Genomic DNA, 23,302 nt, shown 5'->3' on the forward strand with positions numbered 1-23,302 from the left:
GAGGGTCACTCCCACGGAGCCGTCGGCTTTATAGATAGATGAATAATCTATATACCAGAAGACGAGCCGGGCACCAGACCGATGCGGCAAAAGGAAGATCACCCAATACTTGACCTGGTACCCTTCATGCACTAAGACGATTCATTTTGCTATATGAGGAGACCCCGTGACCGAGGCAGCCCGCGCAGCAGAAACGGCGACCGTACCCGCCCCTTCCCGCAGCCGCGTCGGACGCCAGGTACGGGTCCCGAAGACCGCGGAACTGGTCGCGGCGCACCTGCGCCGCCAGATCGTACGGGGCGAACTCAAGCCCGACGACGCGCTGCCGCCGGAGTCGGGACTGATGGAGCAGTTCGGCATCTCACGGCCCACCCTGCGCGAGGCGTTCCGGGTACTGGAGTCGGAGTCCCTGATCACGGTGCGCCGCGGCGCCCACGGCGGCGCCCGGGTGAGTGCCCCCGACGCCGACGTGGCAGCCCGCTTCGCCGGCCTGATCCTCGAGTACCGGGGCGCCACCCTGGGCGACATCTACCGCGCGGCCGCGGTCATCGAGCCGCCCTGCGCCCGCCAGCTCGCGCTCAAGCACACGGCCGAGGACATCAGGAGGCTGCGCGACGCGGTGGCGGCCGAGAAGGCCGTCCTGGACGACCCGCTCGCCCTGGTCGAAGCGCAGGACACCTTCCACGCCCTGCTGGTCGAACTCACCGGCAACCAGACCCTGATCCTGCTGTGCGGGATGCTGCGCACCATCATCGACCGGGCCAACGCCTCGTACACCGCGGCCGCCGCCGACGCCGAGACCCAGAAGGCACAGGCCCTCAAGGGACACCGGGCGCACGTGCGGATGGTCGGCCTGATCGAGTCCGGCAAGGCCGACGAGGCGGAGAAGCTGTGGCAGCGGCACATCTCCAGCGCCGACGACGTGGTGAACGCCGCCGGACCCAAGACGGTGCTCGAACTCCTCGACTGACCTGGCCGTACCGGACTTCGCCCTGACCCCTTGCGCTCCATAAACAGTTAGATAATTATAGAAGGCGTACTGAATAAGCGTAATGATCAGACCCCGGGGTCCGGAGGCGACGGCCATGGCCGAACAGCGCAAGCGCATCTTCGACTGCGACCAGCACATGTACGAGGAGCGGGACTCCTTCACCCGCTACCTCCCGAAGGAGTTCCTCGGCACGGCGGTCGCACCGGTGACCCTGCCGGACGGGCGGGAGGTGATCCTCGCCGGGGACCGGATCGTCGTATGCCTGGAACCGGAGTTCGGGCAGGTCTACCGTCCCGGCTCGCTGAAGGAGATGCTCAAGGCCATGGCCTCGGGCAACCCCGAGGAGACGTACCAGTTCGAGCCGATGCACGAGTCGTACCAGAACCGCGAGGCCCGGCTGCGCGTCATGGACGAGCAGGGCCTGGACCAGACGATCATCTACCCGGGCGGCTGGGCGCTGGTGGCGGAGGAGTACGTGAAGGGCGTCGAGCCGCTCTACGCCAACTACCACTCCTTCAACCGGTACATGAACGAGGTCTGGGGCTTCAACCACCAGGGCCGTATCTACGCCCCCGCGCTGCTGTCCCTGCGTGATCTGGACAGCGCGGTGAAGGAGCTGGAGTACGTCCTGGAGCAGGGCGCCCGGTTCATCATGCTGCCGACCGGCCCGCAGTACGGCCGCTCCCCCGGCGACCCGTACTTCGACCCGTTCTGGAAGCTGGTCAACGAGGCCAAGGCCAGCGTCTGCTACCACATCAGCGAGTTCTACTACAACTCGAACGTCGCCCCTGCCTGGGGCCACGACCCGAACCCCATCCACTTCCGGATGTCCGCGTGGCAGTGGATGAACACCTACGGTCAGCGCCCGATCGAGGAGACGCTGTCCGCGTTGATCTTCGACAATCTCTTCGGCCGCTTCCCCGACATCAACGTCCTGGTGTCCGAGTTCGGCGCCGAGTGGGTGCCGCACTTCGTGCGCCACATGGACAAGAGCCGGGGTATGGGCCGCAACGGTCCCTGGCTCGGCGGCCAGTTGGACGAGCGTCCCAGCCAGATCTTCCGCAAGCACGTGCGTGTGGTGCCCTACCCGGAAGACGACATCCCGAGCCTGGTCAAGCGCCTCGGGTACCACGAGTCCATCGTGATGGGCTCCGACTTCCCGCACGCGGAGGGCATCGCCAACCCGGCCGACTACCGCAAGCTCCTCGCGGAACTCGACGAGTCGGTCCAGGACGACATCATGTACAACAACGCTCAGCAGCTGATCAGCCGCTGAGCGAAAGGGACGTGAAGAGGGGCGGGCCCGATACGGGTCCGCCCCTCAGTCGGTGAGATCGGCCGCCAGGTTCGCCAGGTTCGTCAGTAGCGCCGTGCCCCGGCGGGAGTGGTCGTAGCCGGCGAGCGGGTAGCCGTTGCTCAGGCAGGCGAAGGACAGGCCGGTCTCCGGGTCCATGAAGCCCAGTTGGTAGGCGGCCCCGGCGCTGCCGAAGAGGGCGGGCGAGCCGGTGGACGGCAGGTTGCTGCCCGCGTCGGGACCGGCCACCGTGACGAACAGACCCATGCTGGTACGGCGGTTGGAGCCGCCCCCGTAGATCTGCTCGCCGTGCGGGTGCTCGGTCAGCCGGATCCGGGTGCCCTCCGCCACCGCCTCCGGCTTCCACAGGCCCGAGTGCTCCAGTGCCTGGAAGTACAGGGCGACGTCGGCGGCCGAGCCGACCAGCGCGTGGCTGGGCTCCCCGGCCGCGAGCACACGTGGGTCGGACAGATACCAGGGGCCCCAGGGGTCGGCCTCCTGGTCGTCGCTGGTGCGGTCGGTGGCGGTCATCGGGGCGACGGTGCCGGGCTGCCGGTCGACCGGGACGCCCAGTTCGATCGACGTCAGGCCGAGGGGGCGGGTGATCCGCTCCCGCAGGTAGTCGGCGAAGGCCAGCCCGGTACGCCGTTCGACGATCTCGGCGATCAGCCAGGCGGCCGAGGTGAGATGGAACTGGAAGCGGCTGCCCGGCGCGGAATCGAGCCGCCAGCGGCCGAAGGCGGCCAGCCGCTGGTCGCGGTCCAGCATCTTCGGGTATCCGAGTGGCGCGAAGGGGAAGCCGGCGGTGTGGGTGAGCACCTGCTCGACCGTCACCTCGTCCTTACCGTTCGGCGCGAACTCCGGGATGATCGCGGCGATCCGCTCGTCCAGGCCGAGCAGTCCTTCGCCGATCAGTTTCCACACCACGCCGGCCACGATCGACCGGCCGACGGACTGCAGGACGTACCGGGTGTCCGGGGCGGCGCCCCAGGTCTCGAAGGCGACCAGCCGACCCTCGCGGGCGACGGCGACCTGCGCGGACGGCAGCGGCCCGTGTTCGACCTCGATGCGGATCCTGCGCAGCAGTACGTCCAGCCGGTGCGGGTCGACACCCACGCTCTCAGGGTCGACGACCGGGCGGTCAGCTCTCACGCGTTCCTCCTTCGTGCGGCTCCCGCAACCGGCGGCGAACGACCTTGCCGTTGGCGTTGCGCGGCAGGTCGGTCACGAACCACCAGCGGACGGGGACCTTGAACCCGGACAGCCGGGCGCGGGCGTGGCTCCTGAGGAGATCAGGTGGCGGCGGGTCGTCGGGATCGGCGGGGACGACGAAGGCGACGACGGTCTGTCCGAGCCGTTCGTCGAAGACGCCGGTGACGGCCACGTCCGTGACTCCGGGGCACGAGGCCAGGACCGTCTCGACCTCCAGCGGGTGGACGTTCTCGCCACCGCGGATGATCATGTCGGTGCGTCGGCCGAGGAGGTAGAGATAGCCGTCCTCGGCCACCCGGCCCAGGTCGCCGCTGTGCAGCCAGCCGTCGGCGTCGAGCCGGAAGAGGTGGTCGGCTCGGGCGTGGATCTCGCCGACGCCGTCCGGCCCAGCCTCCGCGACCCTGACCTCGACCCCGGGGGCGGGCCGCCCCACCGAACGCAGCAGTTCGGTCCGTCCGGCGACCGCCTCCTGGTGGTCCTCGGGGGTGAGCACGCTGATCGGGGAGCCCTCGGTCTGGCCGAACATGTTGAGCATGCGCACGCCGGGCATCGCCTGGTACGTCTGTCGCAGGGTGCCCGGGCGGACGGGTGCGCCGCCGTACTGGAGGACCCGCAGCGTCTCGTGGCGGGCCTCGCCGGCCGCGAGCAGGGTCTCCAGCATCGCCGGGACCATGCTGGTGTGCGTGGTGCCGAGGCCCCGCAACTGGGCCCAGCCCTCGACGGTGAAGCGGGGCAGTCCGGTGACGAGTGCGCCGGCGGCGAGGGCGACGGCGATGTTGCCGAGGCCCGCGATGTGGTGGAAGGGCGCGCTGCCGCCGTAGAAGCTGTCAGGGTCCAGTGCGCACAGCCGGCCGTTGACGCGGGCGCGGGCGGCCAGCCGTCGCTGCGTCATGGGGACGGGTTTGGGCCGGCCGGTGGTACCGGAGGTGTGCAGAACGGCGGCGAGTTCGTCGGGCTCGGCGGTCAACGCACGTGTGCTGTCGCGCAGTTCGGGGAGGACCTCGACCCGCCGCCCGGACAGCTCGGCGACCTGCCTGCCGAGGTCGGCGAACTCGGGCTGGGCCACCAGAACCTCGGTCCGGATCCCTTCGACCACATCGGCGATCTCGTACGGCGTCATGCGGACGCCGAGCGGGGCGAGCGGGTGACCGGATCCGGCGCCGCCGATCACCAGGGCGAGCGCGTCGGCGGAGGTGGCGACCAGCGCGGGGACAGGTGCGCCGGGCTCCAGGCCGAGTGTGTCCAGCCAGTCGGCCATGGCGCCCGCCCGGTCGAGGAGTTCGCGTCCGCTCCAGGTCAGGTCGCCGAAGCGGACGGCGGGGCGGGCATGGTCGTAGGCGCGGTTCACCATGGCGGTCCAGGTGGCTGCCGTACCGGGATCCTGCGCGACGCCCACCGGTTCAGGGCTCCAGCCGGGCCACCGCGGTGCCGGTGACCACCTCGACGCCGTCCTGGTTGAGGGTGCGCACGGAGAACTGGGCGACCGGCCCGGTCGGGGTGTCCTCGATCGACTCGACGGTGGCCGTGGCCGTCAAGGTGTCACCCGGCCAGACCTGCGCCTTGAAACGCACTCCGTAGCGCAGCAGTGCCTCGGGGCCGACCCAGTCGGTGAGGACCCGGCCGGTCATGCCCATCGTCAGCATGCCGTGGGCGAAGACCCCGGGATATCCGGCGGCCTCGACGGCGAACCTCTCATCGGTGTGCAGCGGGTTGAAGTCGCCGGAGGCGCCCGCGTACTGCACGATCCGGGTGCGCTTCAGGTCGTCGACGAGGACGCTTTCGCGGGTCTCGCCGACCTTGATGTCGTCCCTGCTCGGGCTCATCGCGTGTCCTTCGGGGTCGCGGGGCCCTCGGGGACGACGGCCACGGTGACGGCGCTGACGACCGGTTCGCCGTCGGCGTCCCGGTATTCGGTGATGCGCTCGCTGAACAGCAGGCGGCCGGTGCGGCCCTGCTTCTCCCAGCTGCGGCCCAGAACCGTCCGCGCGTGGAGAATCTCCCCGGCGCGCACCGGGCGGTGGTACTCGAAGTGCTGCTCGGCGTGCAGCCCACCGCCGCCCTCGGCCATCACCCCCGGGCCTCGGCCGGAGCCGAACCACTCCTCGTCCGGCCGCGGCCGCAGGTGGTACTCCGGGTCGTAGTGGGCGCTCGCCATGGTGAAGGTGGGTGGTGCGAGCGCGGTCTCGCCCTGGTAGGCCGGGTTCTCGTCGCCGACGGCGCGGGCGAACATCATGATGTGCCCGGCCTCGACGGGGAACGGCTGCCCTGTCATCGTCGTGCTCCTCGGTCGATACGGTCGGTACGGTCTTACGGTCGCTACTGCGGGTCAGTACGGCAGGAACGCGTCGCGGGTGGCCTCGTCCGGGTCGAAGTCCGGCGGCAGTCCCTCGAACTTCGGCTCCCGTTTCTCCACGAAGCTCGCCACGCCCTCACGGAAGTCCGGCGAACCGGCGAAGAACTCCATCGCGGAGTAGGACCGGGCCAGGGCCTCGGTGAAGGTGCGGTCCAGGTCGCCGTACACCTGATGACGTACGACGGCCATGGCGCGCGGGGAGCAGTTGCGGGCGATGTCGCGGGCGTAGGCGCGGGCGGCGTCGAGCAGGTCCTCGGGTTCCACGACGCGGCTGACCAGGCCGAGGTCCTTCGCCTCGTCGGCGTCGACGACACGGCCGGACAGCAGCAGGTCGAGCGCGTTCTCCAGGCCGACGACGCGCGGCAGCACGTACGGCAGGTTGTACTCGCCGGCCAGGCCGCGCCGGGTGAAGGCGGTGGTGAAGCGGGCCCCGCGGGCGGCGAACCGGACGTCGCAGATGAGGGCCTGGACCAGGCCGATGCCGGCGCAGGCGCCGTTGACGGCGGCGATCATCGGCTTCGGCAGGTCGCGCCGGCTGTACATGGGGACGCGGGCCCGCAGGTCGAGGGACTGCCCCGGCTGGGAGTTCTGCTCCAGGCGCTGGACGTCCATCCCGGGGCAGAAGGCCCTGCCCGTGCCGGTGACGACCACGACCCGGACGGCCGGATCGTGCGCGGCGTCGTCGAGGAGCGCGAAGAAGCGGCGCTCCATGGGGATGCTCCACGCGTTCTTGCGCTCGGGCCGGTTGAGGGTGACGGTGGCGACGCCGTCCTCGTCGACCTCGTACAGCACCAGGTCGTCCTGGGCGGGTTCCTCGCTCATCGCGTCACTCCTCGGTCAGCGGTTCGATGGGGTCGCCGACGCCCGGCCGTTCCCCGGAGATGGTCACCACCACCTGACCGCGGGCGCAGACCCGTCCGTCGGTGATGACGTCGACGTCGGCGAAGTGCACCCGGCGGCCCCGCCGCACGCAGCGGGCGTGGGCGACGGCCTCCCGGCCCCGGGCGGGCGCGAGGTACTGCACCGACATCGACACCGTGCTGAGCCGACTCCCCTTGGTGAAGTCGTGCCCGGCGATCACGGATCCGGCGCCGGCGGTGTCGATGAGCGCCGCGATCACCCCGCCGTGGAAGACGTCCTCATGGGCGGAGAGGGACTCGGCGTAGGGAAGCACGATCTCGACCTGGTCCGGGTCCCAGCGCGTCACCCGGATGCGGCAGCGGCGGTTGAAGGCGACCCCGCGCTCCCAGCGGGCCCGGAACCACGCCCGGCGTTCCAGCTGTTCCTGGTCGGTGAGGGTCCTCGCCGCGACGGTCATCAGCACGCCCTCCGGTCTCGGCCTGGCGGCCGATCCATATAGTTACATGAATTGGATAGTTGAAGCAATCGTGCTGGATGCAACTGCTCGCGTAGATGTATTATTTATATAACTGATTCGCTGTCCGTGAACAGAGGGAGCCTCGATGCCGTCGACCGCCCTGGCCGGGATCCGCGTCCTGGACCTGTCCCGTGTCCTCGCAGCGCCTCTGGCCACCCAGATGCTGGCCGATCTCGGCGCCGAGGTGATCAAGGTCGAGCGGCCCGGTACGGGGGACGACTCACGGACGTACGGGCCCCCGTTCGCCGCCGGGACCGACACCGCCGCCTTCTACCTCTCCTGCAACCGCAACAAGCAGTCCATCACCGTCAACCACGCCACCGCCGAGGGGCAGGAGTTGATCCGCGCCCTCGCCGCACGCTCGGACGTCCTGGTCGAGAACTTCCGCGCCGGGACGCTGGCGAAGTACGGCCTCGACCACGAGAGCCTGCGGGAGCTGAACCCGCGGCTGGTCTACCTCTCCGTGACGGGCTTCGGCCAGACCGGGCCGTACGCGGAGCGTCCCGGCTACGACGGCATCTTCCAGGCCATGTCCGGGATGATGAGCGTCTCCGGGCACCCCGAGGAGCCGATGAAGGTCGGCGTCAGCATGGTCGACATCCTCACCGGGCTGTACGCCTCCACGGCCGTGCTGGCGGCGTTGCGGCACCGGGACATCACCGGCGAGGGCCAGTTCATCGACCTCTCCCTGCTGGACTGCGGTCTGGCCTCGCTGTCGCACTTCGCGATGAACTATCTGATCTCCGGGGAGGTGCCGCGGCGGCGCGGCAACGGTGGGTACGGCGGGATCCCCTCGCAGGCCTTCATGTGCGCGGACAAGCCGCTGTTCCTGGTCGCGGGCAACGACAAGCAGTTCGCCGCGTTCTGCGTCGCGGCCGACCGGGCCGATCTGCTCCAGGACGAGCGGTTCGCTTCGACCTCCGCCCGCATCACCCATCGTGAGGAGATCCTGCCGGTGCTGGAGGCGATCCTGCGCACCCGGACCCGGGACGAGTGGTTGACGGTTCTCGACGAACACGACGTCCCGGCTGGCCCGTTCAACGAGATGCCCGAGGTTTTCGCCGATCCGCAGATTCGGCACCGGGAGATGCTGGTCGAGGTGGCGGACCCGGTGTCGGGGCGGATGCCGATGCTGGCCAATCCGATACGGTTCGCGGCTACGCCGGTGGAGGGGTATGTGCCGCCGCCGAGGCTCGGGGAGCACACGGCGGAGGTGCTGGGCCGGCTTGCCGGGGTGACGGAGGAACGGTTCTCGCAGCTGCGGGGGTGGGGTGTTGTGTGAGGTGGGTGGGGGTGTGGGTAGCAGGTTTCTCGCCCCCGCCGCCCCTACCCGTCCCATCCTGGGGCTCCGCCCCAGACCCCGCTCCTCAAACGCCGGAGGGGCTGTCTTCAGCCCGTCCGGCGTTTGAGGACGAGGCCCGTTCAGGGCCGAAGCGGGGGTCTGGGGGCGGCAGCCCCCAGGTATGGGACGGGTAGGGGCGGCGGGGGCGCAACAACTCCGCCTCAGCCGATCAACGTCCGCCCGCCCTCCAGCATCAGCGTCGCCCCCGTCAGATAGGCCATGTCGTCACTGACCAGTGCCGCCACCGCCCGGCCGATGTCCGCCTCCGGGTCGCCCATGCGACCCAACGGGATGCCGGCCAGCACCTGTTCGGCCTTGTCGGGGTGATCGGCGAAGTACGCCTCAGCCGCCGGGCTCAGCGCGGCAGGGCAGACGACGTTCACCCGGATCCCGTACACGCCCCACTCCCGCGCGGCCACCCGCGTCAGCCCCCGCACGGCCTCCTTGGCCATCGCGTACGCCGCGAAGGTCACCTCACCCTGCACCGCGGCCGAGGAGCCGAGGTTCACCACACTCCCCCGGCTGGCCCTCAGGTGCGGCAGAGCGGCCCGCATCGCGTGGAAGGCGGCCAACGGGCCACTGCGGTAGGTGAGTTCGACGTCGTCGTCCGACGTCTCCTCCAGCCGACGCCGCACGGAGCTCTGCGCGTTGTTGACGAGCACGTCGAGCCCGCCGAACTCCCGCACCGTCTCGGCCACCATACGGTCCACGTCGTGCCGCTCCCCCACGTCCCCGACGACCGTGAGCGCCCGCCCGCCACGCCCGGCGATCTCCCCGGCCGTCTCCTTCAGCTTGCTCTCGGTGCGGCCGGTGATCGCGACCGCGGCGCCCTCGGCAGCCAGCGCGAGCGCGATACCGCGCCCCACGCCCTGCCCTCCGCCGGTGACCAGCGCCGTCTTCCCGGACAGCCGTGCCATCATGCCTCCTTCCAGAACGCCGACCAGGAGGCGAACGCGTCCGGCAGCGCCGGTTCGCCGGACCCCTCCCGCCAGCCGTTGAATCCCACCGCCTGGGGCCGCTCGGTGACATCGGCCGCGTACCAGTGCTGCTCACGCCGCCGGGAGAAGTACCACTCGCCGTCGACACGCGCGTACTCGTCGAGATAGCGGATGGCCATGACGATCCACCGCTCCCCCACCTCGTGCTCGGCCCGGCAGTAGACGGATCCGGTCGCGGTGTCGCGGCCGCTGAACTCGATCCGGTGGCCGCAGATCTGGTGCACCGAGCGGCGGAACCCACGCAGAAGGGGTTCGATGTACGCCGACAGCGCCTGCCGTCCGCTGCCGTGGCGGCCCAGCTCCACATCGGGACGGAAGCAGCCGACCCAGGCGTCGAGGTCGCGGGCGTCCACGGCGAGCGCGTAGCGGACGGGCAGTTGCTGGATGGCCAGCTGCGACTCGATGCGGTCGACGCGATCCTCGATCGACGTCATGGCCGGGGCTCCTTCGGCAGGCCGAGGAGCTGTTCCCCGATGATGTTGCGCTGGATCTCGCTGGACCCGCCGTAGATCGTCTCCGCCAGGGAGAGCAGGAAGGAGCGCTGGCGGGTGTCCAGGCCATAGTCCTCTCCGACGATCTGCCCGGCCGGACCGGCCAACTCCAGTGCCAGGTGACCGAGTTGCTGGTGGCGGGTGGAGGCGTACAGCTTGGCCGTGGTGGCCTGTGCGCCCGGGGTGCGGCCCGCGGTCAGTTCGGCGAGGGTGCGCAGGTTGGTGGTGCGCATGATGCGTACGGAGATCCAGGCGTCCACGATCCGGCGGCGCAGCATCGGGTCGTCGAGCGCGCCCCGTGCCCGGGCCAGGTCGATCAGCGCCTCGGCCTCCCGCTCGAAGGTGAGCTGCTGGGGCAGGAGCGTGGTGCCGCGTTCGATGCCGAGCGTGGCCATGGCCGTGCGCCAGCCCTGCCCGACCTCACCGACGACCATGTCGGCGCCGGTGCGCGCGTCGGAGAGGAAGACCTCGGCGAACTCGTCCTGACCGGCGAGGTTGCGGATGGGGCGGATCTCCACGCCCGGCTGGTCGGCGGGCAGGAGCAGCATGGTCAGGCCCTTGTGCCGCACGGAACGGGGGTCGGTGCGGGTGAGGACGTAGAGCCAGTCGGCGTGGACACCGAAGGACGTCCACACCTTCTGCCCGTTGACCACCCAGGTGTCGCCGTCGCGTTCGGCCCGGGTGCGGACCGACGCCAGGTCGGAACCGGCGCCGGGTTCGCTGAAGCCCTGGCCCCACAGTTCCTCGACGGCGAGGATCGGCGGCAGGAAGCGCTTCTTCTGCGACTCCCCGCCCACCTGGAGGAGCATCGGACCGAGCAGGTCGAGGGCGTTTCCGGTGGCCCGGTAGGGGGCGTTCGCCCGGGCGTACTCGTACTCGAAGACGATCTCCTCGAGCAGTCCGAGCCCGCGTCCGCCGTACTCCTGGGGCCAGCCGACGCCCAGCCAGTTCCCTGCGGACAGTTCACGGTCCCAGGCGAGGCGGACCTCCCAGGCCGCGCCGTCGGTGGGGCCGCCCACGCCGCGGTGTGCGGCGAACTCCCCCACCAGGTGGTCCGCCAGCCAGTCCCGCAGCTCGTCGCGGAAGTCGCTCACCGCGGGCCCGAAGTCCACTTCCATGTCTGCTTCTTTCTCGGGGTGCCGGGGGTGTGGTCTCAGATGCCGAGCCGGGAGGCGAGCAGCTCCCGGTGGTACGACGGGGTGCCGAGCAGCACCTCGGAACTCTTGGCCCGCTTGAAGTACAGGTGGGCGGGGTGCTCCCAGGTGAAGCCGATTCCGCCGTGGACCTGGATGTTGTCGGCGGCGACCCGGGTGAACGTCTCCGAACAGAAGGCCTGGGCGAGGGCCGCCGCGATCGCGATCTCCGCCTCGTCGTCCGTGTCCAGGGCCCACAGTCCGCCGTACGCCGCCGAGCGGGCGGACTCGATCTCCACCAGCATGTCGGCGCACTTGTGCTTGATCCCCTGGAACGAGCCGATGGGCCGCCCGTACTGCACTCGGATCCTGGCGTAGTCCACGGCGGCGTCCAGCGCGGCTGCCGCTCCCCCGACCTGTTCGGCGGCGAGCAGGACGGCGGCGGTGGCGAGGGTGCGTTCGAGGGCGGGCCAGGCCGTGCCCTCGGTGCCCAGCAGGCGGGCGGGGGTGGCCGTGAACTCCAGTCGGGCCTGCTTGCGGGTCTGGTCGAGGGTGGGCAGGGGGATGCGGGCGAGGCCCGGCGCGTCGGCTTCGACCGCGAAGAGGCTGATGCCGCGGGGGGTGCGGGCGGCGACCAGGAGCAGGTCGGCGAGGTGGCCGTCGGGGACGTAGGCCTTGACGCCGGTCAGCCGCCATCCGCCCTCCTGGTCGTGGGCGGTGAGCCGGATGCCCGGCTCGTCCCAGCGGCCGGACTCCTCGGTGAGCGCCAGCGTGGCCACCGTCCCGCCGGACGCGATGCCCGGCAGCAGATCGCGTCGGGCCTGTTCGTCGTCGCAGCGCAGCAGGGCCTCGGCGGCCAGGGCGACGGTGGCGAAGTACGGGCCGCCCAGCAGCGCGCGGCCGGCTTCCTCGAAGACGATGCCGAGGTCGACGTAGCGGAAGCCGAAGCCGCCGTACTCCTCCGGCACGGCGAGTGCCTGCAGGCCGAGTTCGGTGGCCATCCGCCGCCATACGACCTCGTCGTAGCCGCGCGGGTCGGCGGCCAGGCGGCGCACTTGTGCCTCGTCGGAGTGCTTGGCCAGGAACGAGCGCACGACCTTGCGCAGTTCGTCCTGTTCCTCGCTGAAGGTGAGATCCATGCCGGGCTTCCCGTCTCGGTGGGCCGCGCTCGCCGACTGCTTGCCGCTCGCCGCTCGATACAGTTAGATAATTATAGTATCCACACTGAATTCACCAGGAGCGCGACGTGACCGATCTCTACGCCCCGTTCACGAGCCTGACCTTCGAGCGGCCCGCGCCGGGCGTGCTCCGTGTCGTGCTCGACGCGCCGAACCTCAACGCCGTGGACCCCCGGATGCACGGTGAGCTGGCCGATGTCTGGCCCATCGTGGACCGGGACCCGCAGACCCGGGCGGTGCTGGTGCAGGGCGCGGGCAAGGCCTTCTCGGCGGGCGGGACCTTCGACTCCATCGAGGCCATGACCGAGGACTACGCGGTGCGCGCCCGGGTGATGCGTGAGGCGCGGGACATGGTCTACGGGGTGACCAACTGCTCCAAGCCGGTGGTCTCCGCGATCCACGGACCCGCGGTCGGCGCGGGCCTGGTCATCGGCATGCTCGCGGACATCTCCATCGCCGGGCGCAGGGCGAAGATCGTCGACGGGCACACCCGCCTCGGGGTGGCCGCCGGTGACCACGCCGCCATCTGCTGGCCGCTGCTGTGCGGCATGGCCAAGGCGAAGTACTACCTGCTGACCTGCGAGGCGCTCACCGGTGAGGAGGCCGAGCGGATCGGGCTGGTGTCGAAGTGCGTGGACGACGCGGAGGTCCACGCCGAGGGCCTGCGGGTGGCGACCGCCCTGGCCGCCGGGCCGGCGAGCGCGATCAGCTGGACCAAGCGGTCCCTCAACCACTGGTACCGCTCGGCCCAGCCGATCTTCGAGGCCTCGCTGGGGCTGGAGTTCTTCGGGTTCGCGGGTCACGAGGTCGTCGAAGGTCTCGCCGCCCATCGGGACAAGCGCGCCCCCGACTTCGAGGGTGTGGCCGACAAGCACCCGATCGACCTGTGACCCGGCGGACGCCCGGGGATGCCCACGGACACCACCGCCACACGGACACCACCGATACCACGGACACCACGGATACCCACCGATGCTTGAGGAGCCCGCGATGACGTCGGAGTACACCACGGAGTACACCACCACCGAGATCCCTCCGCTGGTCAAGGGGATGACGTACGAGGAGATGCCGAAGGGGCAGGTCTTCCGGACCGCCCGCCGCACCATCACCGAGACCGACCTGGTCAACTTCATCACCTGGGGCGGTTTCAACGAGCCGCTCTTCTGGGACGCGTCGCACGCCGCGGACGGCGGTTACACCGGCCGGCTGGTGCCGGGCGCGCTGACGTACTGCATAGCCGAAGGACTCGTCCTGCAGACCAACGTGCTGCACGGCACCGGCCTCGCCTTCCTGCACATGGAGCTGACCGTGCGGGGTCCCGTGTACGTCGGTGACACGCTGTACGCCGTGGTGGAGACCACCGGCTCCCGGCCGTCCAGCAAGCCCGGCCGGGGTGTGGTCACCAGCCGGATCACCGTCCGCAACCAGCGGGACGAGGACGTGCTCGTCTACACGCCGGTGCGGCTGATCCGGGGCAGGGACTTCGAGGCCGGGACACACTGAGCCCAGGGACTACGGGGCCGGGACGCGCCGGGTCCGCGTGGCGCCCGGCACCAGGGTCAGCCCGGCCGCGCGGCCCTCGCCGAGGACGACGGCGTCGGGGTGCGCGAACGCTCCCCCGCGCACCCAGTCCGACGGGATCGGGGGGCGCGGCGGGGGCTCGTGGTCCGGCACGGCCATCGCGTAGAGACGGGTGTAGCGGAACTTCGCCTCCAGGTTGTCGAGCACGGACCAGTACTCGTAGCCGCAGACGTCCACCCCGGCCGCGACGATTCGCGCCAGCCAGGTGAGGCGGGCTCGCAGCAGGGCCCGGCGCCGGGTGTCGTCGCTGTGCCCCCTCTCGTCGACCAGGTCCAGGTCGCCCATGCCGTTGTCGATGACCGACAGCGGCGGCAGCAGGTCCCCGTACAGGTCATGGAGGCTCGCGACGGCGTCGGCGAGACCTTCCGGGATGATGGGCCAGCCGTACGCCGTCGTCTGCACGTCGTCGAAGGGGACGATGGCGAAGCCGAGGCCGACGAGCAGCCGGTTCACCTCGTTGAGGGCGCCGAGGCACTTGCTGGTCGGCAGGACGCGGGGCAGGTTCTCCGGTGCGGTGACCCGGAACGGGGTGTGCCAGGACAGGCCCAGCAGGTCCTGGGCGGTGGCGATGACCTCCAGGTCACCGGGGCGTACGCAGCCGGTGTCCGCGACGGGCACGACGTCGTCCTCGGTCACCATGTGCTCGCCGAGCAGGAGGGGGTCGAGGAAGAGACGGTTGGTCCAGCTCTCCAGCCGCTCCAGGGCGAGGCGGTCGTAGGGGTCGTCGGTGGCCGGGTAGCCACCCACGAGGGTGACCGTGGTGCCGATCCGGCCCCGCGCTCCGGCGGCCCTGAGGGCCAGGGTCGCGAGCCCGTTGGCGAGCAGGATGTGGTGGACGGCCGCCAGCCCGGCCCGGCCGACGCCCCGGCCCGGGGAGTACATGCCGGCCACGTGGTCCGCGAGTGTGGGACCGGCCAGGTCGGTGGAGGTGATCCAGCGGTCCACCCGGTCACCGAAGCGACGGCCCAGTTCGGCGGCGTACTCGGCGAAGTGTTCGGCGGTGTCGCGGGCGAGCCAGCCGCCTTCGGCGTCCAGCCACGGCGGCAGTGAGCGGTCGAGCAGCGTGAGACCGGGGCGCGTCCCCTGCGCGAGCAGGGTGTCGAGCGCGCGGTCGCAGCGGTCCAGGGCGGCGTCGTCCCAGCTGCCGGGGCCGTCGGGCTGGAGCTGCGACCAGCCGGCGACCATCCGGTGCGTGTGGGTGACCACACCGGTCAGCTGCCGGATGTCGTCGGTCCACTGCCGGAAGTGCCCGCCCCGCTCGGGCGCGGGAGGCGGCGGGGCCGCGATGGTGTCCGCGGTGGCGACTCCCCAGTCGACACCGCGAAGGGCTTCATGCAGGGAACCATCGCTCATGGTTACCGTCCAGGCGGTCAATGGTTTAGCGCATTCAACTGAATGTCCGCCGGTCGGACGCTAACACTTCGAACAAACTACGACAATGTTTCGTCCGTATTTTCCGCTCCCTGGGGATCGGGCTCCGGTTCCCCGAAGGGGCGGAACCCCTCCTCCCGCCACCAGGGGTAGAGCGCGGGCATGTCCTCGCTGACGCGTCCCGGGAACTTCGGCGGTCGTTTGGCGAGGAAGGACTCGACGCCCTCCACGGGGTCGGGGCCGCCGCCGATCTGGCTCATGATCCGTGAGTCGAGCCGGTGCGCGGTCATGGGGTGGGGCTCGCCGAGCATCCGCCACATCATCTGGCGGGAGAGGGCGACCGAGATCGCGGAGGTGTTCTCGGCGATCTCCCGCGCGAGCTGGTACGCCGCGGGGAGCAGTTCCTCCGGCGGATGGACGGAGCGGACCAGTCCGGCCGCCAGGGCTTCGTCCGGGCCGAAGATCCTGCCGGTCGCCACCCATTCCATGGCCCGCTGCATGCCCACCGCCCGCGGCAGGAACCAGCTCGCCGCCGACTCCGGCACGATGCCGCGGCGCGCGAAGACGAAGCCGAACTTCGCCGAGGTCGACGCCAGCCGGATGTCCATCGGCAGGGTCATACTGGCCCCGACGCCCGCCGCCGGACCGTTGATCGCCGCGATCACCGGTTTGGTGCTGGAGAAGATCCGCAGTGCGACCCGGCCGCCGGTGTCCCGGTGCCAGGCACCCGCCCTGCGGTGGTCGAAGGAGGAACCGCCGGAGCTGACGTCGGCGCCCGCGCAGAATCCGCGCCCGGCACCGGTCACCACGATGACCCGCACCTCGTCGTCGGCGTCGGCCGCGTCCAGGACGTCCAGCAGGTCGGCCATCATCCGTGGGTTGAAGGCGTTCAGCTTCTCGGGCCGGTCGAGGGTGACGGTGAGGATCCGGTCCGCCACCTCGGCCCGCACGGTCTCGTACTCCTGCTCCGGCATGCGTGTCCTCCGCCGCTCGTCAGACCGCCGTCACTCCACGGCCGGCCGGTTTCCAGAAAGCTTAATTAGTTATAGCATTCAACTCTACTGACTGGTTCCTGACTGATGGCGGTGGAGATGACGGACCTCTTGGTGACGGCCGTCGGGCCGATCCGGCTGATCGAGCTCAATCGGCCCGACCAGCTCAACGCGATGAGCGAGGAGCTGCACTCGGGGCTCGCGTCGGTCTGGAACACGCTCGCCGACGATCCGGGGGCGCGGGTGGTCGTACTGACCGGGCGCGGGCGCGCGTTCAGCGCCGGGGGCAACTTCGACATCATGACCCGTGTCCAGCGCGAGAGCGCGTTCCGCGAGCAGAACGTCGACGAGGCGCGGCGGATCATCACCGGCATGGTCCGCTGTCCGCTGCCGGTGATCGCTGCGGTCAACGGGCCCGCCGTCGGCCTCGGTTGCAGCCTGGCCCTGCTGAGCGACCTCGTACTGATCGCCGAGGACGCGTACCTGGCCGACCCGCACGTCCAGGTCGGGCTGGTCGCGGGCGACGGCGGCGCGCTCGTCCTGCCCCTGCTCGTCGGCCTGACCCGCGCGAAGGAACTGCTCTTCCTGGGCGACCGGGTCGGCGCCGAGGAAGCGGTCCGGCTGGGCATCGCCAACCGCACGGTCGCGAAGGACAAGCTCAGGGACGAGGCCATGGAGCTGGCCGGGCGACTGGCCGCCCTGCCCGCCCAGGCGTTGCGCGAGACCAAGCGGGCGGTGAACCTGCATCTGGAACAGGCCCTCGACACGGTGCTGGAACCGGCCCTGCTGGCCGAGCGGGACACCATGCACTCACCGGACCACATCGCCGCGGTGGAGAAGATCATCGCGTCCCGGGGCCGGCGCCGGGCCGCCGAGGAGGCCTGAGCCATGGACTTCGCCTTCAGCGCCGAGCAGGAGGAACTGCGGCGCACGGTACGGGCGTTCCTCGCGGACACCTCACCCGAGACCGAGGTACGCCGCCTGATGGAGACGCCGGAGGGCTTCGACCGGGCGCTGTGGCGCCGGATGGGGACCGAACTCGGCCTCCAGGGGCTGGCCGTCCCGGAGGAGTACGGCGGGGCGGGATGCGGGCCGGTCGAAATGGGCGTGGTGCTGGAGGAGACGGGCCGGGCACTGCTCTGCGCGCCGTTCCTGTCCTCGGCCGTGCTGGCGACGACCACGCTGCTGCGCTCGGCCGACGAGGACGCCCGCAAGCGGCTGCTGCCGGGCCTGGCCTCCGGCGAGCTCGTCGCGACCCTGGCCCTGACCGAGGACTCCGCCCGCTGGGACGCGGCGGGCGTGGGCCTCACCGCCCGTGAAAGCAACGGCAGTTGGCTGCTGACGGGACACAAGACCTTCGTCCTCGACGGTGCCGGCGCCGACGTCGTCCTCACCGTGGCCCGTACCGACGACGGCACAGGCGTGTTCTGGGTGGACGGCGACGCGGCCGGCCTGTCGCGTGAGCCGCTGCCCACGATGGACCCGACCCGCCGCCAGGCCCGCCTCGACTACCAGGATGTACCGGCGACCCGGCTGCGTACGCGCGGCAGCGGCTGGGAGCTGGTCTCGGAGGTCCTCGAAAGGGCCGCGGTGGCGCTGGCCGCCGAGCAGGTCGGGGTGGCCACCCGGGCACTCGACATGGCGGTGGACTACGCCAAGGTGCGCCACCAGTTCGGGCGCGCCATCGGCTCCTTCCAGGCCGTGAAGCACCTTCTCGCCGACGTCCTCCTGGAGGTGGAGTCGGCGCGTGCCGCCGCGCACTACGCGTTGCTCGCCGCCGCGGACGAGGACCCGGAGCTGCCCGCAGTGGCGAGCCTGGCCAAGGCCTTCTGCTCCGACGCCTGTCTGCGGGCGACCGAGCAGAACATCCAGGTGCACGGCGGCATCGGCTTCACCTGGGAGCACCCGGCCCACCTGTATCTGAAGCGGGCCAAGACGTCACAACTGCTGTTCGGGGACCCGGCCTACCACCGGGAACTGCTGGCACAGCGCATCGGTCTGGACACGGTCACAGTCGAAGGAGCGGCATGAAGGTCGACGGCAAGCTCAATGTGTGGGGCACCGCCGAGGTGGTCGAGGAGGCCCGGCACCACGAGAAGGCGGGCTACGACGGCCTGTGGGCGTCGGAGTCCAAACACGACCCTTTCCTGCCGCTGCTGCTCGCCGCCGAGCACACCGGCCGGCTGGAGGTGGGTACGGCCATCGCGGTGGCCTTCGCCCGCTCCCCCATGCAACTCGCGTACACCGCACACGACTTGCAGAGCTACTCCGGCGGGCGTTTCGTCCTCGGCCTGGGCAGCCAGATCAAGCCGCACATCGAGCGGCGCTTCTCGATGCCGTGGAGCCGTCCCGCGGCCCGGATGCGGGAGTACGTGAGCGCCCTGCGGGCCGTCTGGGCCGCCTGGAACGAGGGCGAGAAGCTCGACTTCCGCGGTGACTTCTACTCGCACACCCTGATGTCGCCCTTCTTCTCTCCCCCGCCCGCCCCGGGCGGTGCGCCCAAGGTGTTCGTGGCCGCGGTCGGCGAGGCGATGACCCGGGTGGCGGGTGAGGTCGGGGACGGGCTCCTCGCGCACGGCTTCACCACCGAGCGGTATCTGCGGGAGGTGACCCTGCCGACGGTGGAGACGGGGCTGGCCGCCTCCGGCCGCACCCGCGCCGACTTCTCCCTCTCCCATCTCCTGCTCACGGCGACCGGCCGTACCGAGGAGGAGATGGCCCGCGCGGTGGACGGCACCCGCCGCCAGATCGCCTTCTACGGCAGCACACCCGCCTATCGCGGCGTGCTGGAGCTGCACGGCTGGGGCGAACTCGGCGACGAGCTCCACGCGTTGTCGAAGTCGGCCCGCGAGGACAAGTGGGAGGCGATGGGCCGGCTCGTCGACGACGAGGTGCTCGACACCTTCGCGGTGGTGGCCGAGCCCGACCGGGTGGCGTCCGAGATCCGGCGCCGGTACGGAGCGCTGGTCGACCGGGTGTCGTTCTACACGGCGTACGAGATCGACGCGGAGGTGTGGGAGCCGATCGTGCGGGAGTTGCGCACGGCCGGGTGAGGGTCAGCCGAGCAGGTCCAGGACCGTCGTCATGGACCTGTTCTGCAGGAGGTAGTCCTCGGCCTCCTGGAGGTGCAGGCGCCACAGTTCCTCGGCGGCCTCGGTCCGGCGCGCGGCCACCAGGTCGACCAGTGCGCCGTGGGCACGAAAGCCCCGGCGGTTGGCCCGTACGTTCTCGGGGCTGCCGGCGTCGAGGTCGACGTGGGACCAGTTCGCCTGGTCGATGATGTGCCGGACCATGCCGTTGAGGACGCTGAGCGTCTCGTTGCCCGCCAGTTCGACGACGAGGGCGTGGAACTCCATGTGGGCGCGGATGAAGGCCGACGGGTCGTCCATGAGCCCCTCTGCCTCGGCGACGGCGGCCCGCAACCGCTCCAGGTCCTGGTCCGTGCGGCGCTCGGCCAGCAGACCGGCGCACGGCGCCTCGATGACCGTACGGGCGTCGTAGACGTCCTTGAGGGTGGTGCCCCGGTACTCCAGGACGACCCCCGCGTAACGCGCGGCCACCGTGCCCTCCGGGACCTGCACCCGGGCCCCGCCCCGGGCACCCCGGCGCACGTTGATCAGCGACTCCGACTCCAGCACCCGGAACGCCTCGCGCAGCGTCGGCCGGGACACGGCGAACTCCGCCATCAGCGCCGTCTCGGCGGGCAGCGCCTCGCCCTCCGCGAGTTCCCCGCGCACGATCTTGCGGCGCAGCTGCGCCGCCACCAGCTCGGCCATCTTGGGGACCCGCACCGGCGTGTTCGCCACGGCGTCCATCTCCTTCAGTCACCCGCATCCGGTACGAAGTACGGCAGTGTGATCTCGTCGGTGAGCGGGCGGAAGTCCACCCGGACGCGCATGCCGACGACGACCTCGTCCGGATCGCCCGCGTCGACGTGGGACAGCAGGGTGCCCCCGTCGTCCAGATCGATCACGGCCAGCGCGAAGGGCGTGTCGAACCCCGGCCCCGGCGCGCGGTGCACCACCGTCACCGAGTAGACCGCGCCCCGGCCCCCGCTGGGCACGTACCGCCAGTCCCCTGCCATGCATCCGGGGCAGGCGGGTTCGGGGGCGAAGAAGCGCAGGCCGCAGCTCGGGCAGTGCGGGACGACGAGGTCGCCGCGCCGGGCGGCGTCCCAGAACGGCCGGGACAGCTCGGTGGGGGCGGGTACGGGCCGGTTCATCGCATCCTCCCGAGCACGCTCATCTCGTAGTGCTGCGCGCCCGAGCCGGCGTTGCCGACGACCGCCAGCTCGGCGCCCTCCACCTGGTGCACCGCGCTGCCGCGCAGCTGCCGTACGGCCTCGACGACCTTGAGTGTCATCTGCTGCGTCCCGTTCCAGGCGTACGACAGACAGCCGCCGTCCGGATTGACGGGATGCTTGCCGCCGACGGCGATCGCGCCACTGGCCGCGAGCGGTCCGCCCTCACCCTCGCCGCACAGGCCGAGGACCTCCAACTGCCGGATGATCTCGAAGGAGTTGGGGTCGTAGAGGGAGAAGACGTCCACGTCGTGCGGGCTGACGTCGGCCATGGCGTAGGCGCGGGTGGCGGCGTCCCGGCCGAGCTGCCCGACCTCCCGGTACAGCGCCGGGTTGGCGTACGCGGCCTGGTGGTACTCCATGCCGCCGCCGAGCACCGCGACGGGCGGGTGCGGCAGGTCACGGGCCCGTTCGGCGGTGGTCACCACGAGGGCCGCGCCGCCTTCGCCCACGATGCAGCAGTCCAGCAGGTGGAAGGGCGTGGCGACCATCCGGGAGGCGAGCACGTCGTCGGCGGTGTACGGGCCGCGGCCGTACATCATCGCCTCCGGGTTGGTGGTGCCGTTGTTGCGGATCGTGGCGGCGACCTCCGCGAGCTGGCGGGACGTCGTGCCGTAGTCGTGCATGTGCCGGGCCGCGACCAGGGCGAACTGGGCCACCACATAACTGCCCCAGACGTCGGCGAACTCCAGCGGCACCCCCGCCCCGACGGGGCCCGCCCCGCGTGAGACCAGCTTGCAGCCGCCGACGACGACGGTGTCCGCGAAACCGGCCCGGACGGCGGCGGCCGCCTTCAACAGGCCTCGCGAGCCCGCGTTGTCGAGCATGGAGTCGCTGGTCCAGCGCAGGTCCCGGCCGAGCATGCGGGCCCAGGAGCTGCCCTCGCCGGGGACGCCGCCGGGGCCGGGCCAGTCGACCTGGGCGCCGTCGATGTCGGCCGGGGTCAGCCCGGCGTCGTCGATCGCGCCCCGCACCGCTTCGAGGGCGAGGCCCATGGCGTCGCGGTCCGGCAGGGACAGCGCCTGCTCGGTGGCGTACACGCCGACGATGACGGGCCGGCGGGCGTTCACGGTGTCACCGTCCCGCGCCGAGGGTGTCGCCACCGGGGTAGCCGCCACCGCCGAAGCGTTCGTCGAGCGCCTCGTAGTCCTTGGCGAAGTCCTTCGTGCGGGGCAGCGCGTCCACGAACTCCACCGTCTTCGGTTTCTTGTACGAGGCGATCCGCGCCCGGCAGTGCTCGATGAGGTCCTCGGCCGTGACCGGCTCGGCGGCCGGATGGAGCACCACGACGGCCTTGACGTCCTGGGCCCAGCGCTCGTTGGGCACGCCGATGACGGCGGCCTCCTTCACCGCCGGGTGCGATTCGACGCAGTTCTCCACCTCGGCCGGGAAGATGTTCTCGGCCGCCGACTTGAGCATGCGGGTCGTGGTGCCGAGGAAGCTGATCGTGCCGTCCGGCTCACGCCGTCCGAGGTCGGTGGTGTGCCACCAGCCGAAGCGGAAGCGCTCCTCGTTGATCTCGGGACGGTTCCAGTAGCCGAGGTGCACGAGGTCGCCGCGGACGCAGATCTCGCCGGCCTCGCCCACCGCGCACTCCTCACCGGCGCCGTCGAGGACGCGTACGGCGGTGAAGGGGCCGGGGCGGCCCGCGTTGCCGGTGCCCGAGCCGCCGTAGGCGCCGGTCACGGCGAAGCCGGTCACCTCGGTCTGTCCGTAGCCGCGGCCCTCTCCGCCGCCATTGCGGGTGAAGCGGCTGGTGTCGGTGGGGACGGTGCCCTGCCACAGGGGGGCGGCAACGCTCGCGCGCAGGTGGGAGAGGTCGTGGCCGGCCTCGCGGTTCAGCGCGACGAGCTGCGCGATGGTCGGGGGCATCAGGTAGGCGTGGGTGCACTGTTCCGTCGCCAGGAGCGGGAGCAGTTCCTCGGCGACCACGCGGCGGACGATCACGTTCTTGCCGCCGTGGACGAAGGCCGGGACGCCCCAGAACTGGTAGTTGCCGATGTGGAACATGGGACCCGCGCCGAGGAAGGCGGTCTCCGTGCCGATGTCGCCCATCCAGGCGGCGCTCGCTCCCATGGCGAGCAGGTTGCGGTGCGAGAGCATCGAGCCGGACTGCCGGCCGGAGATCGCCGCGGTGTAGATGACCAGGAGAGCGGCGTCGGGGTCGACGTCGGCGATCAGGTCCTCGGGTGAACCGGCGGCAAGGAAGGACTCGTACGACTCAGGTCCCTCGGTGTCGTGCTGGAGCCACAACGCCCGGTGGTCGCTGCCGAGTTCGGCCCGAGCCTTGGCGACCGTGTCGCCGATCTCCTCGTCCTGCCAGACGACGACCGTGGGGTCGAAGTCCTCGACCGCGAAGGCCATCTCGGGGGCGGCCCAGCGCCAGTAGCCGGGACAGACCATGGCGCCGACCTTCGCGGCGGCGCCGAGGAGCTCCCAGATCCGGTACGAGTTCTGGCCGAGCCACAGAATGCGGTCGCCCGGGCCGACGCCCGCGTCCACGAGGGCGTGGGCGAGCCGGTTGGTGCGCTCGTCCACCTGGGGCCAGGTCAGCCGGACGTCGCCGTCGACGAGGGCTACTCCGTCGGGGAAGGACCGTCGGTGCTCACGGATGATGTCGCCGAACGTCAGGCGGCGGGCGGATTGCATGCTGTTGACTCCAAAAGCTGCTGAGGCTTCGAAAGGTCG

Annotated in this window: 24 protein-coding genes; 8 read left to right on the forward strand and 16 right to left on the reverse strand. The window is 71.0% G+C overall.

Features of this window, described 5'->3' with window-relative positions; translation table 11 throughout:
• Positions 1-166 precede the first annotated feature (166 nt).
• Together ACFYRY_RS02995 and ACFYRY_RS03000 are read left to right on the forward strand one after the other, a co-directional pair.
• On the forward strand, positions 167-970 hold the full coding sequence (locus ACFYRY_RS02995) for a FadR/GntR family transcriptional regulator (RefSeq protein WP_389139352.1): 804 nt from the start codon (positions 167-169) through the stop codon (positions 968-970).
• Positions 971-1,052: 82 nt separating this feature from the next.
• Positions 1,053-2,267, forward strand: a complete 1,215-nt coding sequence (locus tag ACFYRY_RS03000; protein ID WP_389139354.1) for an amidohydrolase family protein — start codon at positions 1,053-1,055, stop codon at positions 2,265-2,267.
• A gap of 45 nt (positions 2,268-2,312) precedes the next feature.
• On the opposite strand, the gene ACFYRY_RS03005 is transcribed toward ACFYRY_RS03000, so the two are convergent.
• From ACFYRY_RS03005 to ACFYRY_RS03030, 6 genes are read right to left on the reverse strand one after another with little or no spacing between them, the layout of a single operon-like run.
• Positions 2,313-3,437: a serine hydrolase domain-containing protein gene (locus tag ACFYRY_RS03005; protein ID WP_389139356.1), complete on the reverse strand. Its 1,125-nt coding sequence runs from the start codon at positions 3,435-3,437 to the stop codon at positions 2,313-2,315.
• Positions 3,427-4,893: a class I adenylate-forming enzyme family protein gene (locus ACFYRY_RS03010; RefSeq protein WP_389139358.1), complete on the reverse strand. Its 1,467-nt coding sequence runs from the start codon at positions 4,891-4,893 to the stop codon at positions 3,427-3,429. Before ACFYRY_RS03010 ends, ACFYRY_RS03005 begins: the two co-directional genes overlap by 11 nt.
• A 4-nt stretch (positions 4,894-4,897) precedes the next feature.
• Entirely contained in the window at positions 4,898-5,320 is a 423-nt protein-coding gene (locus ACFYRY_RS03015) for a MaoC family dehydratase (RefSeq protein ID WP_389139360.1), read from the reverse strand.
• On the reverse strand, positions 5,317-5,769 hold the full coding sequence (locus ACFYRY_RS03020) for a MaoC family dehydratase N-terminal domain-containing protein (RefSeq protein WP_389139362.1): 453 nt from the start codon (positions 5,767-5,769) through the stop codon (positions 5,317-5,319). The genes ACFYRY_RS03015 and ACFYRY_RS03020 overlap by 4 nt, the downstream gene beginning before the upstream one ends.
• Before the next feature lie 54 nt (positions 5,770-5,823).
• On the reverse strand, positions 5,824-6,672 hold the full coding sequence (locus tag ACFYRY_RS03025; RefSeq protein WP_389139363.1) for an enoyl-CoA hydratase-related protein: 849 nt from the start codon (positions 6,670-6,672) through the stop codon (positions 5,824-5,826).
• Between the two features lie 4 nt (positions 6,673-6,676).
• Positions 6,677-7,168 carry a PaaI family thioesterase gene (locus ACFYRY_RS03030; RefSeq protein ID WP_389141040.1) on the reverse strand — a complete coding sequence of 164 codons (492 nt, stop codon included), beginning with the start codon at positions 7,166-7,168 and terminating at the stop codon, positions 6,677-6,679.
• 145 nt (positions 7,169-7,313) lie between these two features.
• Between ACFYRY_RS03030 and ACFYRY_RS03035 the strand changes: the two genes are divergently transcribed.
• Positions 7,314-8,510 (forward strand): CaiB/BaiF CoA transferase family protein, encoded by a 1,197-nt coding sequence (locus ACFYRY_RS03035; protein WP_389139364.1) that lies wholly within the window; start codon positions 7,314-7,316, stop codon positions 8,508-8,510.
• Between the two features lie 221 nt (positions 8,511-8,731).
• Here the strand turns inward: ACFYRY_RS03035 and ACFYRY_RS03040 are convergent, their stop codons facing one another.
• The 4 genes from ACFYRY_RS03040 to ACFYRY_RS03055 are packed head-to-tail and all read right to left on the reverse strand — an operon-like array spanning position 8,732 to position 12,331.
• Entirely contained in the window at positions 8,732-9,490 is a 759-nt protein-coding gene (locus tag ACFYRY_RS03040; protein WP_389139366.1) for an SDR family NAD(P)-dependent oxidoreductase, read from the reverse strand.
• Positions 9,487-10,002: a nuclear transport factor 2 family protein gene (locus tag ACFYRY_RS03045; RefSeq protein WP_389139368.1), complete on the reverse strand. Its 516-nt coding sequence runs from the start codon at positions 10,000-10,002 to the stop codon at positions 9,487-9,489. The genes ACFYRY_RS03040 and ACFYRY_RS03045 overlap by 4 nt, the downstream gene beginning before the upstream one ends.
• Positions 9,999-11,177 (reverse strand): acyl-CoA dehydrogenase family protein, encoded by a 1,179-nt coding sequence (locus tag ACFYRY_RS03050; protein ID WP_389139369.1) that lies wholly within the window; start codon positions 11,175-11,177, stop codon positions 9,999-10,001. Before ACFYRY_RS03050 ends, ACFYRY_RS03045 begins: the two co-directional genes overlap by 4 nt.
• A gap of 35 nt (positions 11,178-11,212) precedes the next feature.
• Positions 11,213-12,331, reverse strand: coding sequence for an acyl-CoA dehydrogenase family protein (locus ACFYRY_RS03055; RefSeq protein WP_389139371.1), 1,119 nt, complete (start codon positions 12,329-12,331; stop codon positions 11,213-11,215).
• Positions 12,332-12,438: 107 nt separating this feature from the next.
• Here ACFYRY_RS03055 and ACFYRY_RS03060 point away from each other — a divergent pair, with 107 nt between their 5' ends.
• Both ACFYRY_RS03060 and ACFYRY_RS03065 read left to right on the forward strand, forming a co-directional pair.
• Positions 12,439-13,260 (forward strand): enoyl-CoA hydratase/isomerase family protein, encoded by an 822-nt coding sequence (locus ACFYRY_RS03060; protein WP_389139372.1) that lies wholly within the window; start codon positions 12,439-12,441, stop codon positions 13,258-13,260.
• 100 nt (positions 13,261-13,360) lie between these two features.
• Positions 13,361-13,873, forward strand: a complete 513-nt coding sequence (locus ACFYRY_RS03065; RefSeq protein WP_389139373.1) for a MaoC family dehydratase — start codon at positions 13,361-13,363, stop codon at positions 13,871-13,873.
• Between the two features lie 9 nt (positions 13,874-13,882).
• On the opposite strand, the gene ACFYRY_RS03070 is transcribed toward ACFYRY_RS03065, so the two are convergent.
• A complete protein-coding gene (locus ACFYRY_RS03070; protein ID WP_389139375.1) occupies positions 13,883-15,304 on the reverse strand; it encodes a family 1 glycosylhydrolase in 1,422 nt (473 codons plus the stop codon).
• A 77-nt stretch (positions 15,305-15,381) separates the two neighbouring features.
• A complete protein-coding gene (locus ACFYRY_RS03075) occupies positions 15,382-16,296 on the reverse strand; it encodes a crotonase/enoyl-CoA hydratase family protein (protein ID WP_389139377.1) in 915 nt (304 codons plus the stop codon).
• 117 nt (positions 16,297-16,413) lie between these two features.
• Here ACFYRY_RS03075 and ACFYRY_RS03080 point away from each other — a divergent pair, with 117 nt between their 5' ends.
• From ACFYRY_RS03080 to ACFYRY_RS03090, 3 genes are read left to right on the forward strand one after another with little or no spacing between them, the layout of a single operon-like run.
• Entirely contained in the window at positions 16,414-17,199 is a 786-nt protein-coding gene (locus tag ACFYRY_RS03080; RefSeq protein ID WP_389139378.1) for an enoyl-CoA hydratase/isomerase family protein, read from the forward strand.
• A gap of 3 nt (positions 17,200-17,202) precedes the next feature.
• Positions 17,203-18,345, forward strand: coding sequence for an acyl-CoA dehydrogenase family protein (locus ACFYRY_RS03085; RefSeq protein WP_389139379.1), 1,143 nt, complete (start codon positions 17,203-17,205; stop codon positions 18,343-18,345).
• On the forward strand, positions 18,342-19,367 hold the full coding sequence (locus ACFYRY_RS03090; protein ID WP_389139381.1) for a TIGR03617 family F420-dependent LLM class oxidoreductase: 1,026 nt from the start codon (positions 18,342-18,344) through the stop codon (positions 19,365-19,367). The genes ACFYRY_RS03085 and ACFYRY_RS03090 overlap by 4 nt, the downstream gene beginning before the upstream one ends.
• Before the next feature lie 3 nt (positions 19,368-19,370).
• Here ACFYRY_RS03090 and ACFYRY_RS03095 read toward each other — a convergent pair whose 3' ends face one another.
• The 4 genes from ACFYRY_RS03095 to ACFYRY_RS03110 are packed head-to-tail and all read right to left on the reverse strand — an operon-like array spanning position 19,371 to position 23,263.
• Positions 19,371-20,129 carry a FadR/GntR family transcriptional regulator gene (locus ACFYRY_RS03095; RefSeq protein WP_389139383.1) on the reverse strand — a complete coding sequence of 253 codons (759 nt, stop codon included), beginning with the start codon at positions 20,127-20,129 and terminating at the stop codon, positions 19,371-19,373.
• Between the two features lie 5 nt (positions 20,130-20,134).
• Positions 20,135-20,536 (reverse strand): Zn-ribbon domain-containing OB-fold protein, encoded by a 402-nt coding sequence (locus ACFYRY_RS03100; RefSeq protein WP_389139385.1) that lies wholly within the window; start codon positions 20,534-20,536, stop codon positions 20,135-20,137.
• On the reverse strand, positions 20,533-21,732 hold the full coding sequence (locus tag ACFYRY_RS03105) for a thiolase family protein (protein ID WP_389139387.1): 1,200 nt from the start codon (positions 21,730-21,732) through the stop codon (positions 20,533-20,535). Before ACFYRY_RS03105 ends, ACFYRY_RS03100 begins: the two co-directional genes overlap by 4 nt.
• The gene (locus ACFYRY_RS03110) at positions 21,689-23,263 is read right to left on the reverse strand and encodes an AMP-binding protein (protein WP_389139388.1); all 1,575 of its coding nucleotides are present in this window, start codon (positions 23,261-23,263) and stop codon (positions 21,689-21,691) included. Before ACFYRY_RS03110 ends, ACFYRY_RS03105 begins: the two co-directional genes overlap by 44 nt.
• Between the last annotated feature and the right edge of the window lie 39 nt (positions 23,264-23,302).

It is taken from the genome of Streptomyces sp. NPDC005263 (assembly GCF_042872365.1).
In the GTDB taxonomy this organism is placed as follows: domain Bacteria; phylum Actinomycetota; class Actinomycetes; order Streptomycetales; family Streptomycetaceae; genus Streptomyces.